Source organism: Pantoea sp. CFCC18179, from assembly GCF_059412405.1.
In genome coordinates this window covers 329531-346835 of the sequence record NZ_JBNBPM010000004.1, presented here as the reverse complement: position 1 = coordinate 346835, position 17305 = coordinate 329531, and the positions used below count along the sequence as shown (strand labels likewise).

14 protein-coding genes are annotated in these 17305 nt (G+C 54.7%); 10 read left to right on the top strand and 4 right to left on the bottom strand.

Features of this window, described 5'->3' with window-relative positions:
• Nucleotides 1–2: 2 nt before the first annotated feature.
• Complete coding sequence (locus ACPUC7_RS11115; RefSeq protein WP_343552907.1) at nt 3–1772, bottom strand: GMC family oxidoreductase; 1770 nt, start codon at nt 1770–1772, stop codon at nt 3–5.
• A 37-nt stretch (nt 1773–1809) separates the two neighbouring features.
• On the bottom strand, nt 1810–2541 hold the full coding sequence (locus ACPUC7_RS11110) for a gluconate 2-dehydrogenase subunit 3 family protein (RefSeq protein ID WP_494922960.1): 732 nt from the start codon (nt 2539–2541) through the stop codon (nt 1810–1812).
• A gap of 532 nt (nt 2542–3073) precedes the next feature.
• On the opposite strand from ACPUC7_RS11110, the gene ACPUC7_RS11105 reads away from it, so the two are divergent.
• The 8 genes from ACPUC7_RS11105 (at nt 3074) to ACPUC7_RS11070 (ending at nt 12673) form a co-directional block, all read left to right on the top strand.
• Nucleotides 3074–4642, top strand: a complete 1569-nt coding sequence (locus ACPUC7_RS11105; protein ID WP_494922959.1) for an ABC transporter substrate-binding protein — start codon at nt 3074–3076, stop codon at nt 4640–4642.
• A 194-nt stretch (nt 4643–4836) separates the two neighbouring features.
• Nucleotides 4837–6339, top strand: a complete 1503-nt coding sequence (locus tag ACPUC7_RS11100) for a helicase HerA-like C-terminal domain-containing protein (protein ID WP_494922958.1) — start codon at nt 4837–4839, stop codon at nt 6337–6339.
• A gap of 23 nt (nt 6340–6362) precedes the next feature.
• Nucleotides 6363–7640, top strand: a complete 1278-nt coding sequence (locus tag ACPUC7_RS11095) for a DUF445 domain-containing protein (protein WP_494922957.1) — start codon at nt 6363–6365, stop codon at nt 7638–7640.
• 200 nt (nt 7641–7840) lie between these two features.
• Nucleotides 7841–8554 (top strand): deoxyribose-phosphate aldolase, encoded by a 714-nt coding sequence (gene deoC / locus ACPUC7_RS11090; RefSeq protein WP_494922956.1) that lies wholly within the window; start codon nt 7841–7843, stop codon nt 8552–8554.
• A gap of 42 nt (nt 8555–8596) precedes the next feature.
• Nucleotides 8597–10114, top strand: coding sequence for a xylulokinase (locus ACPUC7_RS11085; RefSeq protein WP_494922955.1), 1518 nt, complete (start codon nt 8597–8599; stop codon nt 10112–10114).
• Nucleotides 10111–11442, top strand: a complete 1332-nt coding sequence (gene fucP, locus ACPUC7_RS11080) for an L-fucose:H+ symporter permease (RefSeq protein ID WP_343552900.1) — start codon at nt 10111–10113, stop codon at nt 11440–11442. Before ACPUC7_RS11085 ends, fucP begins: the two co-directional genes overlap by 4 nt.
• Nucleotides 11442–11834 (top strand): VOC family protein, encoded by a 393-nt coding sequence (locus tag ACPUC7_RS11075; RefSeq protein ID WP_494922954.1) that lies wholly within the window; start codon nt 11442–11444, stop codon nt 11832–11834. Before fucP ends, ACPUC7_RS11075 begins: the two co-directional genes overlap by 1 nt.
• 77 nt (nt 11835–11911) lie before the next feature.
• A complete protein-coding gene (locus tag ACPUC7_RS11070; RefSeq protein WP_494922953.1) occupies nt 11912–12673 on the top strand; it encodes a DeoR/GlpR family DNA-binding transcription regulator in 762 nt (253 codons plus the stop codon).
• Between the two features lie 99 nt (nt 12674–12772).
• Here the strand turns inward: ACPUC7_RS11070 and lptG are convergent, their stop codons facing one another.
• Nucleotides 12773–13849 carry an LPS export ABC transporter permease LptG gene (gene lptG / locus ACPUC7_RS11065; RefSeq protein ID WP_494922952.1) on the bottom strand — a complete coding sequence of 359 codons (1077 nt, stop codon included), beginning with the start codon at nt 13847–13849 and terminating at the stop codon, nt 12773–12775.
• On the bottom strand, nt 13849–14949 hold the full coding sequence (gene lptF / locus ACPUC7_RS11060; RefSeq protein WP_494922951.1) for an LPS export ABC transporter permease LptF: 1101 nt from the start codon (nt 14947–14949) through the stop codon (nt 13849–13851). The genes lptG and lptF overlap by 1 nt, the downstream gene beginning before the upstream one ends.
• Nucleotides 14950–15217: 268 nt before the next feature.
• Here lptF and pepA point away from each other — a divergent pair, with 268 nt between their 5' ends.
• On the top strand, nt 15218–16729 hold the full coding sequence (gene pepA, locus ACPUC7_RS11055; RefSeq protein WP_494922950.1) for a leucyl aminopeptidase: 1512 nt from the start codon (nt 15218–15220) through the stop codon (nt 16727–16729).
• A gap of 114 nt (nt 16730–16843) precedes the next feature.
• Nucleotides 16844–17305, top strand: coding sequence for a DNA polymerase III subunit chi (locus ACPUC7_RS11050; RefSeq protein ID WP_343552894.1), 462 nt, complete (start codon nt 16844–16846; stop codon nt 17303–17305).

The window sequence follows — 17305 nt, the reverse complement described above, 5'->3', positions numbered from 1 at the left end:
GCTTATGCCTGTACCAGTGGACCGGGATTTTTCAGATAATGTTCTTTGATTGCTTGTGCCGCCATCAAGGTGATCGCGCCGATGGTATCGGTCGGGTTCGCCTGGAAGTTTTGCGGGAAGGCGTTGCCGCCTGGCACAAACACGTTATGAACATCCCAGCTCTGCAGGTACTTGTTCAGTGCAGAGGTTTTCGGGTTATCGCCCATCACCGCGCCGCCGACGTTGTGCGTCGATACGTATTTGGTGAGGTCGAAATCCGCGCCCATCGGCAGGAAGCTCATGCTCATGCTGTCTGGGTTCAACTCTTTCGCGATGTTGCCGACGATGCCTTTCAAGTGCTGTTGCAGCTTGAGTTCGTTCTCTTTCCAGTTGAAGGTCATACGCAGCAGCGGCAGACCGCGATGGTCGGTGTAGTGTGGATCGAGATCCAGATAGATATCGCGGTACGACTGGCACGTGGTGGTGATGCTGATCTTCATCGAGTGGTTGTACCACTGCTCCAGACCCTCTTTGTAGCCCATGCCCCAGCTTGGCGTGCCTTTCGGCAGTGAAGTGGCGATTGGCGTACCGGTGGCTTGCGAACTGTGGATTTTCGCGCCGCCAAGGAAGCCCAGACCTGGACCGTCGAAGTTGCCGGGTGAGATGTCGTTGAACATCTGGCCGGTGGCGCCTGCGGTGGCGTAAGAGTTAAAGTTTTTATCTTTGAAGAACAAGGTAGCGCCGCCGTTCGACAGGAACGCATAGTTACGTCCTACCACACCTTCTTCGGTGATCGGGTTGTACGGCTTGCCGATGCCAGACAGCAACATCAGGCGCACGTTGTACAGCTGGAAGCTGGACAGCACCACGATTTTCGCTGGCTGGAACACTTCGTTACCGTCAACGTCGAAGTAAATTACGCCTTTGGCGGTTTTCTGATCATCGTGCAGTACCACTTTCACCACTTCGGCGTGCACTTCGTAAGAGAAGTTCGGCATGCGCTTCAGTGAATCCATCACCGCCGTTTGCGGCGAGGCTTTCGAGTAGTTCAGGCATGGATATTTTGAGCAGTAGCCGCAGTAGTTGCACGGGGCGATCTGGTTGCCGTACGGGTTTTTCCACGCACGGGATACGCACGCAGATGGGTTCGGGAACGGGTGATAACCGAGTTTGGTGGCGGCTTCTTTGAACATCACGTTGTTCAGCGTATCTTCCAGCGCTGGCAACGGATAAGGTTCAGAACGCGGGCCTTCAAACGGGTCGCCGCCTGGCAGAATCTGACCGCGCAGGTTGCCGGTGTTACCGGATTGACCGCAGATCAGCTCGAACTTGTAGTAATACGGCTCGATCTCTTCCCAGGTGAACGGGAAGTCCATCACGCGCATATCTTCCTGCAAGATGCCCGGCTTATAAGCTTCATCGACGTACGTTTTCAGCTTGATGTCGGTTGGCGTTGGACGAATCAGTACCGCCGTCCAGTGCATGCCTGCGCCGCCGACGCCGGTGCCTGGCGCAAATGCGCCCCACTTACGGGTTGGCAACGCGGTTTGGTTGCTGTTGTAACGCACGGTGACCGCCACTTCTTTCGGTGTCGCGAACACTTTGTTACGCACGTTATAGGCGTATTCATCGGCCGGTTTCGGATAAGCGAAGTCGGGATAGTCGCGCTCGCCGCCGCGCTCTAACGCGCGCACTTCCAGCCCGGCCATCGCCAGCTCAATGCTCATCAGCGAGCCTGCCCAGCCGAGGCCGCATACGACGACGTCGACTTCTTTCTTGGTAATCTGTGCCATGTTAATCCTGTCTCATAAACCAAAAACGGGGGTGTGCTTACGCGCGTTCACCCAAGAGGCTGACCGGTCCCAGCGGGTACGGCACGTTATGCTGCTTCACCCATTCGGTGAAACTGGCGCGTGCACCCGGGAAGCCGATGGCGATCCAGGCTTTCATGCCTTTGTTGCCGCCGTACATTGGATCGGCGAGGTAACCGTGTTTGGTATCCGAGAGCAGTTGGCTAAAGAACTGCGAGGCTTTCAGGTTCGGTTCGCCCAGTGCGGCGAAGTCGATACCGTCGTTTTTGTTCACTTTGGTCAGGATCGCATCTTTCTCTTCCAGCGACAGTTCATGGAACGGCTTCTGGTAGGTTGCTTGCGTCCACTGATCCACCAGTTTGATGCCGGTGTGATAGATCTCTTGTGGCGTGAACGGAATTTGATAGCCCATGGTGGCTGGCGCATGCACGTCGAACGGACCTTGCATGTAGATTTCCCCACCAAATTCCGGGCTGTGCAGTTGCTGATCAATAAAGATCGGCACGTTGGTTTCCAGTGCACCCGGCGCTTTACCCTTGCCGCCCGCTGGAATTAAACGATCCGCCGCGGCGAGAATGAATTGCCACTCATCAGCGCTGAAAAAGATCGGTTTATAGTCGGCGAGTTCCGGTGCTGCCATTTCTGCTGCTTGCGCCGCAGTTAATCCCTTAAATACCAGGTCACTTAATGGCAAAGCCAACAGCGAACCCAGCAAAAACTTACGTCTGGTGGTCGGTTTATTTAGAAGCATGGCGTGACAGCTCTCACTTGCTAAGAAAGATAATTATTTTTGTTAATGGCTTTATTCATCGGTAAAGAACCTGGCAATATTAGGGATACAGATATTTCTGAATGTAAAAATTCAATTAAGGATGTGTTTTGATGAAAATCAATCATCATGTTGAATTTAGGTTAAGGCTTGGTGAAAGGCTTTCGATGCGGGATTTGCCGATTTAACCGTACAAATGTTGGGATTTTGCCATTAATAAGTGGGCAATTGACCAGGGATTATCGCGTGAGGTAATAATCGCCGAAATGAATCAATGAAAAAAAATCACACTTCCATACCAGAGAACCGTTCTCATTTATAACATCTTATTTACTTAATTGACTACGCCATGAACGATCTATTTCCGGGAAATGACAAGTAGCGCACAAAATTAAGCCAATAATACCCGAATGTAATCAATTGTTATTTCCGGCATAGCTCAGAACAAAGCGGCATTTTTTCCTGAGTATCAGCAGCGATAAAGTCTGGATATCAATCATTCAGGATAAAAATAATGCGTTTACTCATTTTGTTAGCCGCCTTGTGGAGCAGCAGTTTCGTGGTGCACGCGGCGACGCCGAAAGATACTTTAGTCGTCGCCGTGCCGCTGGATGGCATTATCAGCTTCGATCCTGCCGAGAGTTTTGAAACCGTCAGCAACAGCGTACAGCGCAATATCTATCAGACGTTGGTAGAAGCGGATCGCAATTCGCCGCAGAAACTGGCGCCGCTGCTCGCCACGTCGTGGCAACCGGGCAGCACACCGCACAGTTTAGTCTTCACTCTCCAGCCCAACGCGCACTTCGCCAGCGGCAATCCGGTTACCGCGCAGGATGTGATTTTCTCGCTCACCCGTGCGGTGCAGCTCAACAAAGCGCCCTCTTTCATCCTCGCCGAATTTGGCTGGACCAAAGAGAACATTGCCAGCCAATTCAAGGTGCTGAACGACCATCAACTGGAGATTCAATGGCCGGCGCAGATTGGACAGAATCTGGCGCTGCGTTTGCTGACTGCGCCAGTGGCCTCGGTGGTGGATAGCAAAACCGTACAGCAGCATGTCGCGAATAACGATCTGGGCAACGGCTGGCTGCATACAAACTCAGCCGGTAGCGGCGCGTTCGTCATTCAGCAATATGTGCCGCAGCAGGCGCTGGTGTTGAGCGCCAATAAACAGGCCAATACGCAGCCCAAACTTCAGCGCATTCTGCTAAAGGGCGTAGCGGATGCCGGCGCGCGTCGTTTGCTGATTCAGCAAGGCGATGTCGATGTGGCGTATCAGCTTGGCCCGGACCAGATTGATGCATTGAAGAGCGACAAAAATCTGCGCATCGAAGCCTTCCCGTCCAGCCTGGTGTATTACCTTGGCTTCAATACCAAAGATAAAGCGCAACCGGCGTTGGGCAATCCCGCGTTATGGCAAGCGGCGCGCTGGTTGGTGGATTACCAAACCGTGTCGCACGATTTGCTGAAAGGCCAATACCGCATTCATCAAAGCTTCCTGCCGCAAGGTTTTGACGGTGCGCTGGACGATCAACCGTTCCACTATGATGTGGCCAAAGCCAAACAAATCCTCGCGCAAGGCGGCATTAAACCGGGCACCAAATTCGCGCTGACGGTGATTAATCAGCCGCCATACATTGATGTGGCGCAGGCGCTGCAAGCCAGTTTCGCCAAGGCGGATGTGCAGATCGCGTTGCAACCGGTCGCGGAATCGGAGTTGTGGAGCAAAATGCGCGGCCGCGATTTCCAGTCGATCTTCATTTATTGGGGCGCGGATTATGTCGATCCCAATACCAACGCCAGCGCCTTTGCCTATAACGTGCCGGGCGGATCGAAAACCCTGGCGTGGCGCGTCGGCTGGGATATTCCTGAATTAAGCGCCAAAACCCGTGCCGCCGCCGGTGAAAGCGATGCCGTGAAACGTCGCGCGCTGTATACCGAGTTGCAAAAGACGGTGCAGCAGAATTCGCCGTTTGTGGTGACGCTGCAAGGCGCGCAGCAGGTTGCGGTGCGCAATAACGTCAATCATGTGCAGCAAGGGATTGGTGTGAGTTTGCTGTTTTTTGATACGGTGCAGAAGTGATTTAGATTGTGCGGTTTTTAGAGGGTGCGGGTTGTCCCGCATCCTAACCTTCTCCCACAAGTGGGAGAAGGGGCTGTCCGAGCGATAAATGTGAGATTCGCGCCACCACACCCTTTTCGGCACAATCTTCATCCCACCTCGCGCGTCGCTTGCTATCCTTTCTGGCATAACCTATTGCCGGAGAGTGAAAAATCATGAGCACCCCGTTACTGATTGCCCAAACGCCTGACGTTCAATTGCATCTGCTCTCCAACATGGCCAACCGCCACGGTTTGATCACCGGCGCGACCGGCACCGGTAAAACCGTGACGCTACAAAAGTTGGCAGAATCCTTCTCGGATATCGGCGTGCCGGTGTTTATGGCGGATGTGAAAGGCGATCTCACTGGCGTTTCCGCTGCTGGCGAAGGCTCAGAAAAGCTGTTGGCGCGGCTGGCTAAAATCGGCGTCACCGATTGGCAGGCGCAAAAAAATCCGGTGATGGTGTGGGATATTTTTGCTCAGCAAGGCCATCCGGTGCGCGCCACGGTTTCCGATCTCGGCCCGCTGCTGCTGGCGCGCCTGCTCAACCTCAATGAAGTGCAATCCGGCGTGCTGCAAATCATCTTCCGCATCGCCGATGACCAAGGTTTGTTGCTGCTGGATTTCAAAGATCTGCGCGCCATGACGCAATACATCGGCGACAACGCTAAAGGCTTCCAGACGCAGTACGGCAATATCAACAGCGCGTCGGTCGGTGCCATTCAACGCGGTTTACTGGCGCTGGAACAGCAAGGGGCCGAGCACTTCTTTGGCGAACCGATGCTGGATATTCGCGATTGGATGCGCTGCGACAGCAATGGCAAAGGTTTCATTAATATCCTGTCGGCGGAAAAGCTCTACCAAATGCCGAAACTCTACGCCACCAGCCTGCTGTGGCTGCTGGCTGAGCTGTATGAACACTTACCGGAAGCTGGCGATCTGGATAAGCCGAAGATGGTGTTCTTCTTCGATGAAGCGCATCTGCTGTTTACCGATGCGCCGCCGGTGTTGCTGGAAAAGGTGGAACAGGTGATTCGCCTGATTCGCTCCAAAGGCGTCGGCGTCTACTTTGTTACGCAGAATCCGTCCGATATTCCTGAAAACGTGCTCGGCCAGCTCGGTAATCGCGTGCAACATGCGCTGCGCGCATTCACGCCGAAAGATCAGAAAGCGGTGAAAAGCGCAGCGGAAACCATGCGCGCCAACCCGGCGTTTGATACCGTCGAGGCGATTCAGGCGCTGGGAACTGGCGAAGCATTAATCTCATTCCTTGATGAAAAAGGCAGTCCTTCGATGGTGCAACGGGCGATGGTGATTGCGCCCGGCTCACGCATGGGACCGGTGACGCAAGATGAGCGCAATGGCCTGATCAACAACTCGCCGCTGTACGGTAAATACGACACCGAAGTGGATCGCGAATCGGCGTTTGAAATGCTGCAAAAAGGCGTGCAGGCCACCACGCAGCAAGCCAACGCACCGGAAGCCAAAGGCAACAATGTCGAAGTCGATGACGGCATTCTTGGCGGGCTGAAGGATATTCTGTTTGGCACCACCGGCCCACGCGGCGGCAAGCGCGATGGCGTGGTGCAGAGCGTGGCAAAAAGCGCGGCACGTCAGGTGACTAATCAAATTATTCGCGGTGTTTTAGGCAGTTTGTTAGGCGGTCGTCGTCGTTAATCCCCACGGATAGCTAGGGAGTTATGGATAAATATCAACAACTCAAACGCAGTAAGCGTTTAGCGCTGTCGCTGCTGCTGATTGCGGCAGCGATTTTTGTCATCACTCTGTTTCTTCCACCCAACTTCTGGGTGCTCGGCGTTAAGGCTATTGCCGAAGCGGCGATGGTCGGCGCGCTCGCTGATTGGTTCGCGGTGGTGGCGCTGTTTCGCCGCGTGCCGGTGCCGTTTATCTCGCGTCACACCGCCATTATCCCGCGCAATAAAGATCGCATCGGCGAGAATTTGGGCCGCTTCGTGCAGGAGAAATTCCTCGATACCGATTCGCTGCTGGCGCTGATTCGCCGCCACGATCCGTCGCAAATGCTGGCGCAGTGGCTGAACACGCCGGGCAACGCCGATCGCATTGGCCGCCATTTGTTGCAGGTGATGCGCGGTTTTCTCGATCTCACCGACGATCAGCGCATCCAGCGTTTCCTGCGCCGCGCGGTGCATCGCGCGCTGGATAAAGTCGATCTCACCCAATCCAGCGCGCTGTTGTTGGACAGCTTAACCAAAAACAATCGTCATCAGGAGTTGCTGGATGCGGCGGTGCAACAGTTGCTGCGTCTGCTGCACAAACCCGGCACGCGCGAGTTTATCGCCACGCAGATTGTGCGCTGGCTGAAGCGTGAACATCCGATCAAAGCCAAAATGCTGCCGACCGAATGGTTGGGCGAGCACAGCGCCGATTTAGTGGCAAACGCGGTGGATTCGATTCTCGATCAGGTGGCGCTGGATCAGGGACATGAGCTGCGTTTGGGCTTTGATCGCGCGGTGCAACGGCTGATTGATCGTCTGAAAAGCGATCCCGAAATGGCCGAACGTGCCGAAGTCATCAAGAACTGGCTTAAAGAAGATGAGTCGTTCAATCGCTATATTGGCGAACTGTGGCAAGACATGCGCAGTTGGTTGAAAGAGGATTTGAACAGCGAAGATTCACGCGTGCAGGAGCGCGTGCGGTTGGCGGCATTGTGGTTGGGTGAAACGCTGGCCGCCGATGAAGCGCTGCGTGCCTCAATGAATCAGCATCTGGAAGATGCCGCACGCAGCGTGGCGCCGGAGTTTGCAGCGTTCCTGACGCGTCATATTAGCGATACGGTGAAGAGCTGGGATGCGCGCGATATGTCGCAACAGATCGAATTGAATATTGGCCGCGATTTGCAGTTTATCCGCATCAACGGCACCTTGGTCGGCGGGACAATTGGGCTGATTTTGTATTTGCTTTCACAATTGCCAGGGTTGATTCAGCAGTTGCACTAGCCAGGTCACCATAAATGGCGACCCTACAGGGGCGCACATTCGTTGTAGGGTCGCCATTTATGGTGACCTTATGATGCAAATGCCCTCACTTACTTTCATCTATTTTCACTTCACAGATCACAAAATCCACCACTCGCGATTACTTTCACTTTAACTTTCATTTACTGTCATTTTGTCATTTAAATTGAAAGGAAGAGAAAATGAATCGCATCACCCAACAAATGGCGCGCATGATCGATCTCAGCGCCGTGCAGGCTACCAACACCGAAGCTGACATCCGTCAATGCGCTGAACTGGCGATCCGCTACAACATCATCGCCATCCACGTTTTGCCGTGCTGGACGCGCTTCCTCAGCACGCTGCTGCCAGAACAAGGTCGCGGTGAGATCATGATTGGTGGCCCGGTTGGCTTCCCAAGCGGTGGTCACGCCACCGACACCAAAGTGCAGGAAGTGCGTCAGCTGATTTGCGACGGCGCGCGTGAAGTCGACATGGTCGTGAACATCGGCAAAGTGTTATCCGGCCGTTTTGATGAAGTGAAGCAGGATTTGCAACGCGTAGTGGAAGCGGCGGCGCCCATCGAAGCCAAAGTGATCCTCGAAACCCATTACCTCAATGAAGAGCAGATCCGCCGCGTATGCGACATCGCCGTCGAAGCAGGCATGAAGTGGATCAAAACCTCCACCGGCTGGGCACCGACCGGCGCGACCGAAGAGAAAGTGGCGATCATCACCGATCAACTTAAAGGCCGCTTGCGCATTAAAGGATCGGGCGGCATCCGCGATCTCGACACCATCCGCACCTTGTATCGTCTGGGCGTGCGCCGCTTTGGCATGAGCGCCAGCGCCACGGAAAAAGTGCTGGCGCAGCTGGAACAAGATCCGTCGCTGTTCCCGGAACTGGCGCAGAACTAAGTAAAAAACGCTGCAACTCTCCGGCGTGATATGGAGTGAATAATGAAAAAATACCTTCTTACCCTCGACATTGGCACGGGCAGCACGCGTGCTGCTCTTGTCACTACCGACGGCGATATCGTCGGTTTTGCCCAACGTGAATATTCACAGACGAGCCCGCAGCCTGGCTGGGTCGAACAAGCCCCGTCGCTGTGGTGGAACTCTGTTTGCGACGGCATCCGGGAATTAACCATGCGCTTTGCCGCTGAGATGACACAAGTTGCCGCCGTTGCGGCCTGTGGACAGATGCACGGCACGGTGCTGCTGGACAGCGCAGGTCACCTGGTCGAAGACCGCGCCCTGCTGTGGAACGACAAACGCGCCTGGTCGCAGGTTGCCGCCTTCCGCGAACAGGAAGATGCGCTGTTCTGGCTTGAGCATCTCAATAATCCACCCACGCCAGCGTGGCCCGCGTTCAAGCTGCAATGGATTCGTGAGCATCATCCTGACGTCTGGGCACGTGTTGCTAGCGTGTTGATGCCAAAAGATTTTATCAACTTTCAACTCACCGGCGTGCGCGCCACCGATTACAGCGAAGCCTCCTGCTATTACCTGATGGACAGCGCCACGCGCCAATGGTCCAGCGCCGCACTTGATCGCTTCCAACTGCGCGCCGATCTTTTACCAGCGATTCATGCCGCCAGCGACGTGATTGGCAGCATCAGCCCGCAAGCGGCGCGTGCAACCGGCTTGCAAGTGGGCATTCCAGTGGTTGCAGGCACCGCCGATATGGCCGCCAGCCTGCTGGGTTCAGGCGTGTACAAGCCAGGCCAGGCGTCCGACAGCACTGGCACCTCGACCTTAATTACCGTGGTGAGTGATGCGCCGTTGCTGCACACCCAGGTCAACAATCTGCATCTGAGCAATGACGCGTGGGGCGGATTCACTTTGCTCGATGCCGGTGGCGATGCGATGCGCTGGGCACGCGAAGCCTTTGGTGGCGGGCAACATTCTCATCCCGAAATGTTGCGCCTCGCCGCCGAGAAGAAACCGGGCGCTGAAGGTTTACTGTTCTTGCCTTATCTCACCGGCGAGCGTTTAGCAGAGAAATGCAACTCGCGCGGTCAACTGTTTGGCTTGCAGCGCCGTCACGAAGCCGGGCATCTGTATCGCGCGGTGCTGGAAGGTGTGGCGTTCGCCTCATGGCGCAATCTGCGTCAGCTCAGCGAGTGTTGCACCATGCCGGACACCATCATCGCTTCAGGCGGCGGCTCGCGCAGTGAACTGTGGCTGAGCATCAAAGCCTCGGTTTATAACCGACCGATGCTGCAAACCGCCAATCAGGAAAACGGCACGCTGGGTAGCGCCATTCTCGCCGCGACCGGCATCGGCCACTTCAGCGATCTCGGCCAGGGCGTAAAGCGCATGGTGCAGATTGCCGGCGAAATCCAACCCGATGCGCGTCTGCACGATGCCTATCAACGTCAGTTCGACATCTTCGACCAACTTTACCTACAGGCACAGCCGCTTTGGGATCGTCTCGATGCAGCATCCGCCTGTTTTGAGGAGCAGGGATTATGAGCGAAATAACCATTAAAAAGCAGGATGAAGTCGCCGGCGCACACGGCGAAACGCTGGATCGCAGTGCTTATTTACCCGCCACACCGTGGCTGCAACTGTTGATGGTATGCTGCCTGTTTGCCTTGTGGGGCATGGCCGGCAACCTGAATGACATCTTGATCGCCCAGTTCAAAAAGGGCTTTAACCTCAGCGATACGCAAACCGCGCTGGTGCAGTCGATCTTCTTCCTCGGCTACTTCCTCGTCGCCCTGCCCGCTGCTGCGGTGATTAAGCGTTACTCGTACAAAGTGGCGATTATCATTGGCCTGTGTTTATACGCAGCGGGCTGCTTCCTGTTTATCCCGGCCGCGCACGTAATGACTTACGCGGCGTTCCTCGGCTGCCTGGGCGTGATCGCCAGCGGATTGTCGTTCCTCGAAACCTCGGCGAACACCTATTCGAGCCTGCTCGGCACCGCGGAAACCTCAACCCAACGCATCAACTTCTCGCAGATTTTCAACTCAGTCGGCGTGATCATGGGCGTGGTGATTGGTCAGCAACTGATCTTCAACAAAGACGATTTGACGCATGACCAACTGGCGGCGTTGCCAGTGGAAGTGGCGGATGGCATTCGTCAGCAAATGGTGTCGCAAGTGGTGACGCCATACCTGATTATCGGTTCGATTCTGGTGGTGCTGGCGCTGGTGTTTGTCGCGGTGAAATTCCCGGCCTGTAAACCGGCGGCCAAAGACGACGCGCCAAAAGTGCCATTGGGCCAATCACTGAAAAAACTGTGGGCGATTCCGCGTTTCCGCATGGGCGTGCTGTCGCAGTTCCTCTACGTTGGCGCACAAGTCGGTTTGTGGAGCTTCACTATTCGCTTTGTGCAGCTGATTGAACACGGCACCAGCGAGCACTCCGCCACATGGTGGTTGATCGCCACGCTGCTGTGCTATTCAGCCGGTAAAGTGGTGACCACCGCGCTGATGAAACGCTATAGCCCTGCGCTGCTGCTCGGCATCTTCTGCTCCATCTGTGTCGCGCTGCTGTTGTTTGCGGTGAGCGAGAAAAGCATGGCGGCGGTAGTGGCGATTATGGCAGTGAACTTCTGCATGGCGCTGTGCTGGCCAACCAACTTTGGTTTAACCATCAAAGGTATGGGCGCTGAAACCCAGTTGGCGGGTTCTATCGTGGTGATGTCGATTATCGGCGGCGCGGTAATTCCGTTGGTGATGGGCATTATGTCGGATATGAACGGCGGCGATATGCAATTCGCCTTTGTTATCCCGCTGGTGTGCTTTATCTATGTCGCCTTCTTCGGCTTCTGGTGCCAGCGCAAAGGAGTGTAATGATGATTAAATCGTTAGCGCACATCGGCTTACGCACGCAAAACATCGCCGCGTCACGCGACTTTTATCAGTCATTAGGATTTGAGCCGCAGCGTCATCTGGAGATTGAAGAACCACGCGGAACCATTCTGGTGCAGTTTTTACAGCAGCAAGGCGTGGTACTGGAGCTGTATCAACTGCCGTGGCAAACCGACGCGCGCCTCGCTGAAGACAGCGGCATTGATCATCTGGCGTGGCAAGTGGACGATCTGGTTGCCTGCGAAAGTTGGGTTAAAGCGCTGGGTTATCCGCTGGTTGAAGGCCCGTGCGATCATCCTGCGGGTAGCCGCTACTTTATGATTGCCGGTCCCGATGGCGAGCGTGTCGAGTTTCTGCAACCCCTTCCCCGCTAAGTGAATTATCCGGGCGGAGTTCACGCCGCCCGGAAGCTGCGCTAGAGTGTGGCAGTTTCCCCCCGTTCGAGGCCGATATGTATCTAGAGGAAAGACAAGAAAAAATCCTCGCCATCCTGAAAGAGAAACGCAAAATCTCGGTTGGCGAAATGAGTGAGCACTTCAATGTTTCGGGGGCCACCATTCGTACCGATCTGCGTTTGATGGAGGAATCCGGCCAGCTTAGGCGCACTCACGGCGGCGCGATTTTGCGTACCCGCGCCAGCTTTGAGATCGGTTCTGAGCTACGCCAAAGCCTGAATATTGATGCCAAAGCGCGCGTCGGCGAACGTGCCGCGCAGTTGGTGGAAGACGGCGACATTATCGTATTGGATACCGGTACGACTACGCTGCACATCGCGCATCATCTACGTGAACGTAAGAATCTCACCGTGATTACCAACGATTTTGCCATTGCGCGCGTATTAGAAGAAGCCAGCGGCATCCAGCTGGTTCTGCTTGGCGGCATGGTGAAAAAGGGCTATCACTGCGTGATTCCCGCTGCGGGCGGGCAAATGATGGATCATCTCAATGTCGATAAAGCCTTTATGGCGGTCAACGGCATTTCGCTCAAGCAAGGCGCCTGCGTCGCTGACATCATGCTGGCGGAGAGTAAACGCACGATTATCGAACACGCCAGCCAAGTGATTGTGGTTTGCGACAGCAGCAAGTTAGGCAATACCTCGCTGGCACAATTCGCACGTAGCGATCAGGTGGATATGTTGGTGATGGATGCGTTACCGGACGACGCCGAAGCCTGGCAACAGGCGGGTATTGCGTTGGTAACAGTCGAAGATTGAATGATGCAGTGCGGCAATTGAAAAGGTCGCCATGAATGGCGACCTTACATTGATTTTGAAGAGTTTCGTAGGGTCGCCATTTATAGTGACCATCAGAGATTAACGGCGTTTCAGCAGCAAGAACAAACTGATAGCGAAGAACGCGCCACTTGGCAGAATCGCGCCCAGCACCGGCGGAATGCCGTAAACCAAACTCAACGGACCAAAGATCTGATCCAGCACGTAGAACAAGAAGCCAAAGCTAATCCCCGTCACCACGCGCACGCCCATTGATACGCTACGCAGCGGACCAAAGATAAACGACAGCGCCATCAGCATCATCACCGCCACCGACAGCGGCTGGAAGATTTTGCTCCACATATTCAGTTGATAACGCCCGGAAACCTGGCCGCTCTGCTTGAGATATTTGCTGTAGTTATACAGACCGCTGATCGACAACGCATCCGGGTCCAGCGCCACTACGCCGAGCTTGTCTGGCGTGAGATTGGTTTTCCATTCTCCGCTCAGGCTCTGAGAACCGGTAATTTGCTTCGCGTCTTGCAGGTCAGACTCATCAACCTGCGACAGCGCCCACGACTTCTTATCCGCATTCCACGTAGCTGTCGCGGCGTAACGCACGCTCATCAAACGACGCTGATCGTTGAAGTTGTAGATGCTAACGCCATCAATTTCGTTGTCGCCTTTGATACGTTCGATGTATATGAAGCTGTTGCCGTCCTTCGCCCACAAACCGTTTTGCGTCGAGACCAGCGATCCGCCGTACAGCTGCTGCGCACGGTAGTTACGCGCCATTTGCTCACCTTGCGGCGCAACAAACTCGCCCACTGCCATGGTCAGCAGCACCAAAGGGATCGCGGTTTTCATCACCGCAAACGCCACCTGCATGCGGGTGAAACCCGAGGCTTGCATCACCACCAATTCACTGCGTTGCGCCAGCGTGCCCAAACCGAGCAACGCGCCCAACAATGCCGCCATTGGGAAGAAGATTTCGATATCTTTCGGCACACTGAGCAACGTGTAATAACCCGCATCCAGCGCGGTGTATGCGCCCTGCCCGGTTTTACGCAGCTGATCGACGAATTTGATAATCCCCGACAGCGACACCAACATGAACAACGTCAGCATGATGGTGTTGAAGATGGTTTTGCCGATATAGCGGTCAAGAACCTTAAACATCAGACCGATCCTCCACGGGTGAAACGCGCGCGAATGCGACGCATCGGCACCGTATCCCACAGGTTCAGCAGTACAGCCAGAGCCAGATAGGCGAAGTTCACCACCCACATCCAGATAGCGGGATCAAAGCGGCCTTTCGCTGCGTTGGAACGCAACGAACTCTGCAGTAAGAAGAAGATCAGATACAGCAACATCGCCGGCAACATCGACAGCACGCGGCCCTGACGTGGATTCACCACGCTGAGCGGCACCACCATTAACGCCATCACCAACACCGCAAACACCAACGTTAAGCGCCAATGCAACTCAGCCTGGAACTGCGGCGTTTTGTTTTGAATCAAGGTGCTGATATCGGCCTGATCGGCATCGTTTGGATCGAGCGTGGCTTCTTTGTAGCCCACCAGCGCCTGATAGTTAACGAAGTCGGTGATGCGGAAGTCACGCAGCATCGCGGTGCCTTCAAAGCGTGTGCCTTTATCCAGCGTTACCACTTGCGAGCCATCTTTGCGCTGCTCCATGTGGCCGCTGTCGGCCAGCACCACCGAAGGACGTGCGTTGCCTTTCGGACGCAACTGCGCCAGGAAAACGTGCCCGAAGGTGTTGCCTTTGACATTCTCAACAAACAGCACGGCATTGCCGTCGCTGGAGGTTTGGAATTGGCCCGCCGCCAACGCGGCTGCGCCTGGGTTGGCTTTGGCATTTTGCGTCACTTCGTCTTGATAACGCGATGACCATGGCCCTAACCAAATGACGTTGACGGCTGCGACGGCTGAAGTCAGCAACATCAAGATCATCGCGGCCTTAATCAGCACGCTTTTACCCAAGCCGCAAGCATGCATCACCGTGATTTCACTTTCGGTGTACAGCCGCCCAAGGGTCATTAAAATCGCCAGAAACAGGCTTAGGGGCAGGATAAGTTGTGCCATTTCAGGCACGCCAAGTCCTAACAATGTCAGAACTAAGTTTGTTGGGATCTCGCCATCCACCGCAGCTCCCAAAATCCGCACTAACTTCTGACAAAAGAAGATCAGTAGCAGGATGAAGAGGATAGCCAGCTGGCTTTTGAGCGTTTCCCGAACCAGATATCTAATGATGATCACGCTTAGTACGCCTGTGATAACTTGTCTTTTTGCAGGAAAATCGCTAGTTTCAACGCTTATCAGCCATTTTTCTTCATCAATGGCCGTCATCGTAGCTAAAATAGTATGACGAACGCGTTAGCGTGGTGAAAAAACAACATATTGTCACCACAACTCATTATGACTACCGGCGTTGAATTGTCATGGCGTCGCAACGAATTAATGGGTTACGAACGCGCTACATTCTAACGACAGCCAAGGCCGTTGTCTTTAAGATTCAGGAGAGTGCATGGAGTTCAGTGTAAAAAGCGGTAGCCCGGAAAAACAGCGTAGCGCCTGCATTGTTGTGGGCGTTTTCGAACCGCGCCGTTTGTCACCCATTGCTGAGCAGTTGGATAAGATCAGCGATGGCTACATCAGCGCCTTGCTGCGCCGCGGTGAACTGGAAGGCAAAGTAGGCCAAACGCTGCTGCTGCACCATGTGCCGAATATCCTTTCTGAGCGCATCCTGTTGATCGGCTGCGGAAAAGAGCGCGAGCTGGATGAGCGCCAATACAAGCATGTAATTCAGAAAACCATCAACACGCTGAACGATACGGGCTCGATGGAAGCGGTATGTTTCCTTACCGAACTGCACGTAAAAGGCCGCAATACCTACTGGAAAGTGCGCCAGGCAGTCGAAACCTCAAAAGAAGCGCTTTATAACTTCGATCAGCTGAAAAGCAACAAAGTTGAACCGCGTCGTCCGCTGCGTAAGCTGGTATTTAATGTGCCAACCCGCCGTGAACTGACCAGCGGCGAGCGCGCCATTCAGCACGGTTTAGCGGTTGCAGCCGGTGTCAAAGCTGCCAAAGATCTCAGCAACATGCCGCCAAATATTTGTAACGCCGCATATCTGGCGTCGCAAGCGCGTCAGCTGGCAGATGCTTACAGCAAAAATGTAACAACTCGCGTCATCGGCGAGCAGCAGATGAAAGAATTGGGGATGAACGCCTATTTGGCGGTCGGAGCCGGTTCGCACAATGAATCGCTGATGTCGGTGATTGAGTACAAAGGTGACAGCGATCCAGAAGCGCGCCCAATTGTGCTGGTTGGCAAAGGGTTGACCTTCGATTCCGGCGGCATTTCTATTAAGCCCGCCGATTCAATGGACGAGATGAAGTACGACATGTGCGGCGCGGCCTCGGTATATGGCGTGATGCGCATGGTGGCCGAACTGAATCTGCCGCTGAATGTGGTTGGCGTGCTGGTTGGCTGTGAAAACATGCCTGATGGCAAATCAATGCGTCCGGGCGACGTGTTGACCACCATGTCCGGCCAAACCGTTGAAGTGCTAAATACCGATGCTGAAGGCCGTTTGGTGCTGTGTGACGCGTTGACCTACGTTGAGCGCTTTGAGCCGGAAGTGGTGATCGATGTCGCCACGTTGACCGGTGCCTGCGTCATTGCGCTGGGCCATCACGTTAGTGGTTTGATGTCGAATCATAATCCGCTGGCGCACGAGCTGATCAGTGCCTCTGAACAAGCTGGCGATCGCGCATGGCGTCTGCCGATGGCGGATGAGTATCAGGAGCAGCTGGAATCCAATTTTGCCGATATGGCAAACATTGGCGGCCGTCCTGGCGGTGCAATTACTGCCGCCTGCTTCCTGGCGCGCTTTGCCCGTAAGTTTAATTGGGCGCACCTGGATATCGCGGGTACTGCATGGCGTTCCGGCAAAGCCAAAGGCGCAACTGGCCGTCCGGTTCCGCTGCTGTCGCAGTTCCTGCTTAACCGCGCAGGTTTGAACGGCGACGATTGATTCGGCACATTGCATCGATTGTAGGGTCGCCATCAATGGTGACCGAATGCATAGACGTACCAACCTACGGGGCGCACAATGCGCCCCACTGTTATTTATGGAAATAAGTCCGCCATGAAAAACGCCACTTTCTATGTGATGGAGTCAGAAAGCGCCAGCGACGGCTTATCCGCTGTTGAAGCGTTGGTGTGCGATCTGGCAGAAACACGCTGGCGTGATGGCAAACGCATCCTGATTGCCTGTGAAAACGAAGAGCAAGCTAATCGCCTGGATGAAGCGCTGTGGCAACGTCCGGCAAATGCTTTTGTGCCGCATAATCTGGCAGGCGAAGGCCCACGCTACGGCGCTCCGGTTGAATTGGCCTGGCCGCAGCGGCGCGGTAGCTCACCGCGTGATTTACTGATCAGCCTGCTGCCACAGTTCGCAGATTTTGCTACTGGTTTCCATGAAGTGATAGACTTCGTACCTTACGAAGAATCCCTAAAACAACTGGCGCGCGATCGCTATAAAGCCTATCGCAGCGTTGGTTTCCAATTGAATACGGCGCCGCCACCTCCGCCGCAAACGACAGTGTAG

Excerpts from the sequence above, each read along its gene's own strand:
- ACPUC7_RS11115 (WP_343552907.1), bottom strand. The coding sequence starts at position 1,772 with ATGGCACAGATTACCAAGAAAGAAGTCGACGTCGTCGTATGCGGCCTC.
- ACPUC7_RS11105 (WP_494922959.1), top strand. The coding sequence starts at position 3,074 with ATGCGTTTACTCATTTTGTTAGCCGCCTTGTGGAGCAGCAGTTTCGTG.
- ACPUC7_RS11110 (WP_494922960.1), bottom strand. The coding sequence starts at position 2,541 with ATGCTTCTAAATAAACCGACCACCAGACGTAAGTTTTTGCTGGGTTCG.
- ACPUC7_RS11085 (WP_494922955.1), top strand. The coding sequence starts at position 8,597 with ATGAAAAAATACCTTCTTACCCTCGACATTGGCACGGGCAGCACGCGT.
- ACPUC7_RS11070 (WP_494922953.1), top strand. The coding sequence starts at position 11,912 with ATGTATCTAGAGGAAAGACAAGAAAAAATCCTCGCCATCCTGAAAGAG.
- ACPUC7_RS11050 (WP_343552894.1), top strand. The coding sequence starts at position 16,844 with ATGAAAAACGCCACTTTCTATGTGATGGAGTCAGAAAGCGCCAGCGAC.
- fucP (WP_343552900.1), top strand. The coding sequence starts at position 10,111 with ATGAGCGAAATAACCATTAAAAAGCAGGATGAAGTCGCCGGCGCACAC.
- pepA (WP_494922950.1), top strand. The coding sequence starts at position 15,218 with ATGGAGTTCAGTGTAAAAAGCGGTAGCCCGGAAAAACAGCGTAGCGCC.
- ACPUC7_RS11075 (WP_494922954.1), top strand. The coding sequence starts at position 11,442 with ATGATGATTAAATCGTTAGCGCACATCGGCTTACGCACGCAAAACATC.
- lptG (WP_494922952.1), bottom strand. The coding sequence starts at position 13,849 with ATGTTTAAGGTTCTTGACCGCTATATCGGCAAAACCATCTTCAACACC.
- ACPUC7_RS11095 (WP_494922957.1), top strand. The coding sequence starts at position 6,363 with ATGGATAAATATCAACAACTCAAACGCAGTAAGCGTTTAGCGCTGTCG.
- deoC (WP_494922956.1), top strand. The coding sequence starts at position 7,841 with ATGAATCGCATCACCCAACAAATGGCGCGCATGATCGATCTCAGCGCC.
- ACPUC7_RS11100 (WP_494922958.1), top strand. The coding sequence starts at position 4,837 with ATGAGCACCCCGTTACTGATTGCCCAAACGCCTGACGTTCAATTGCAT.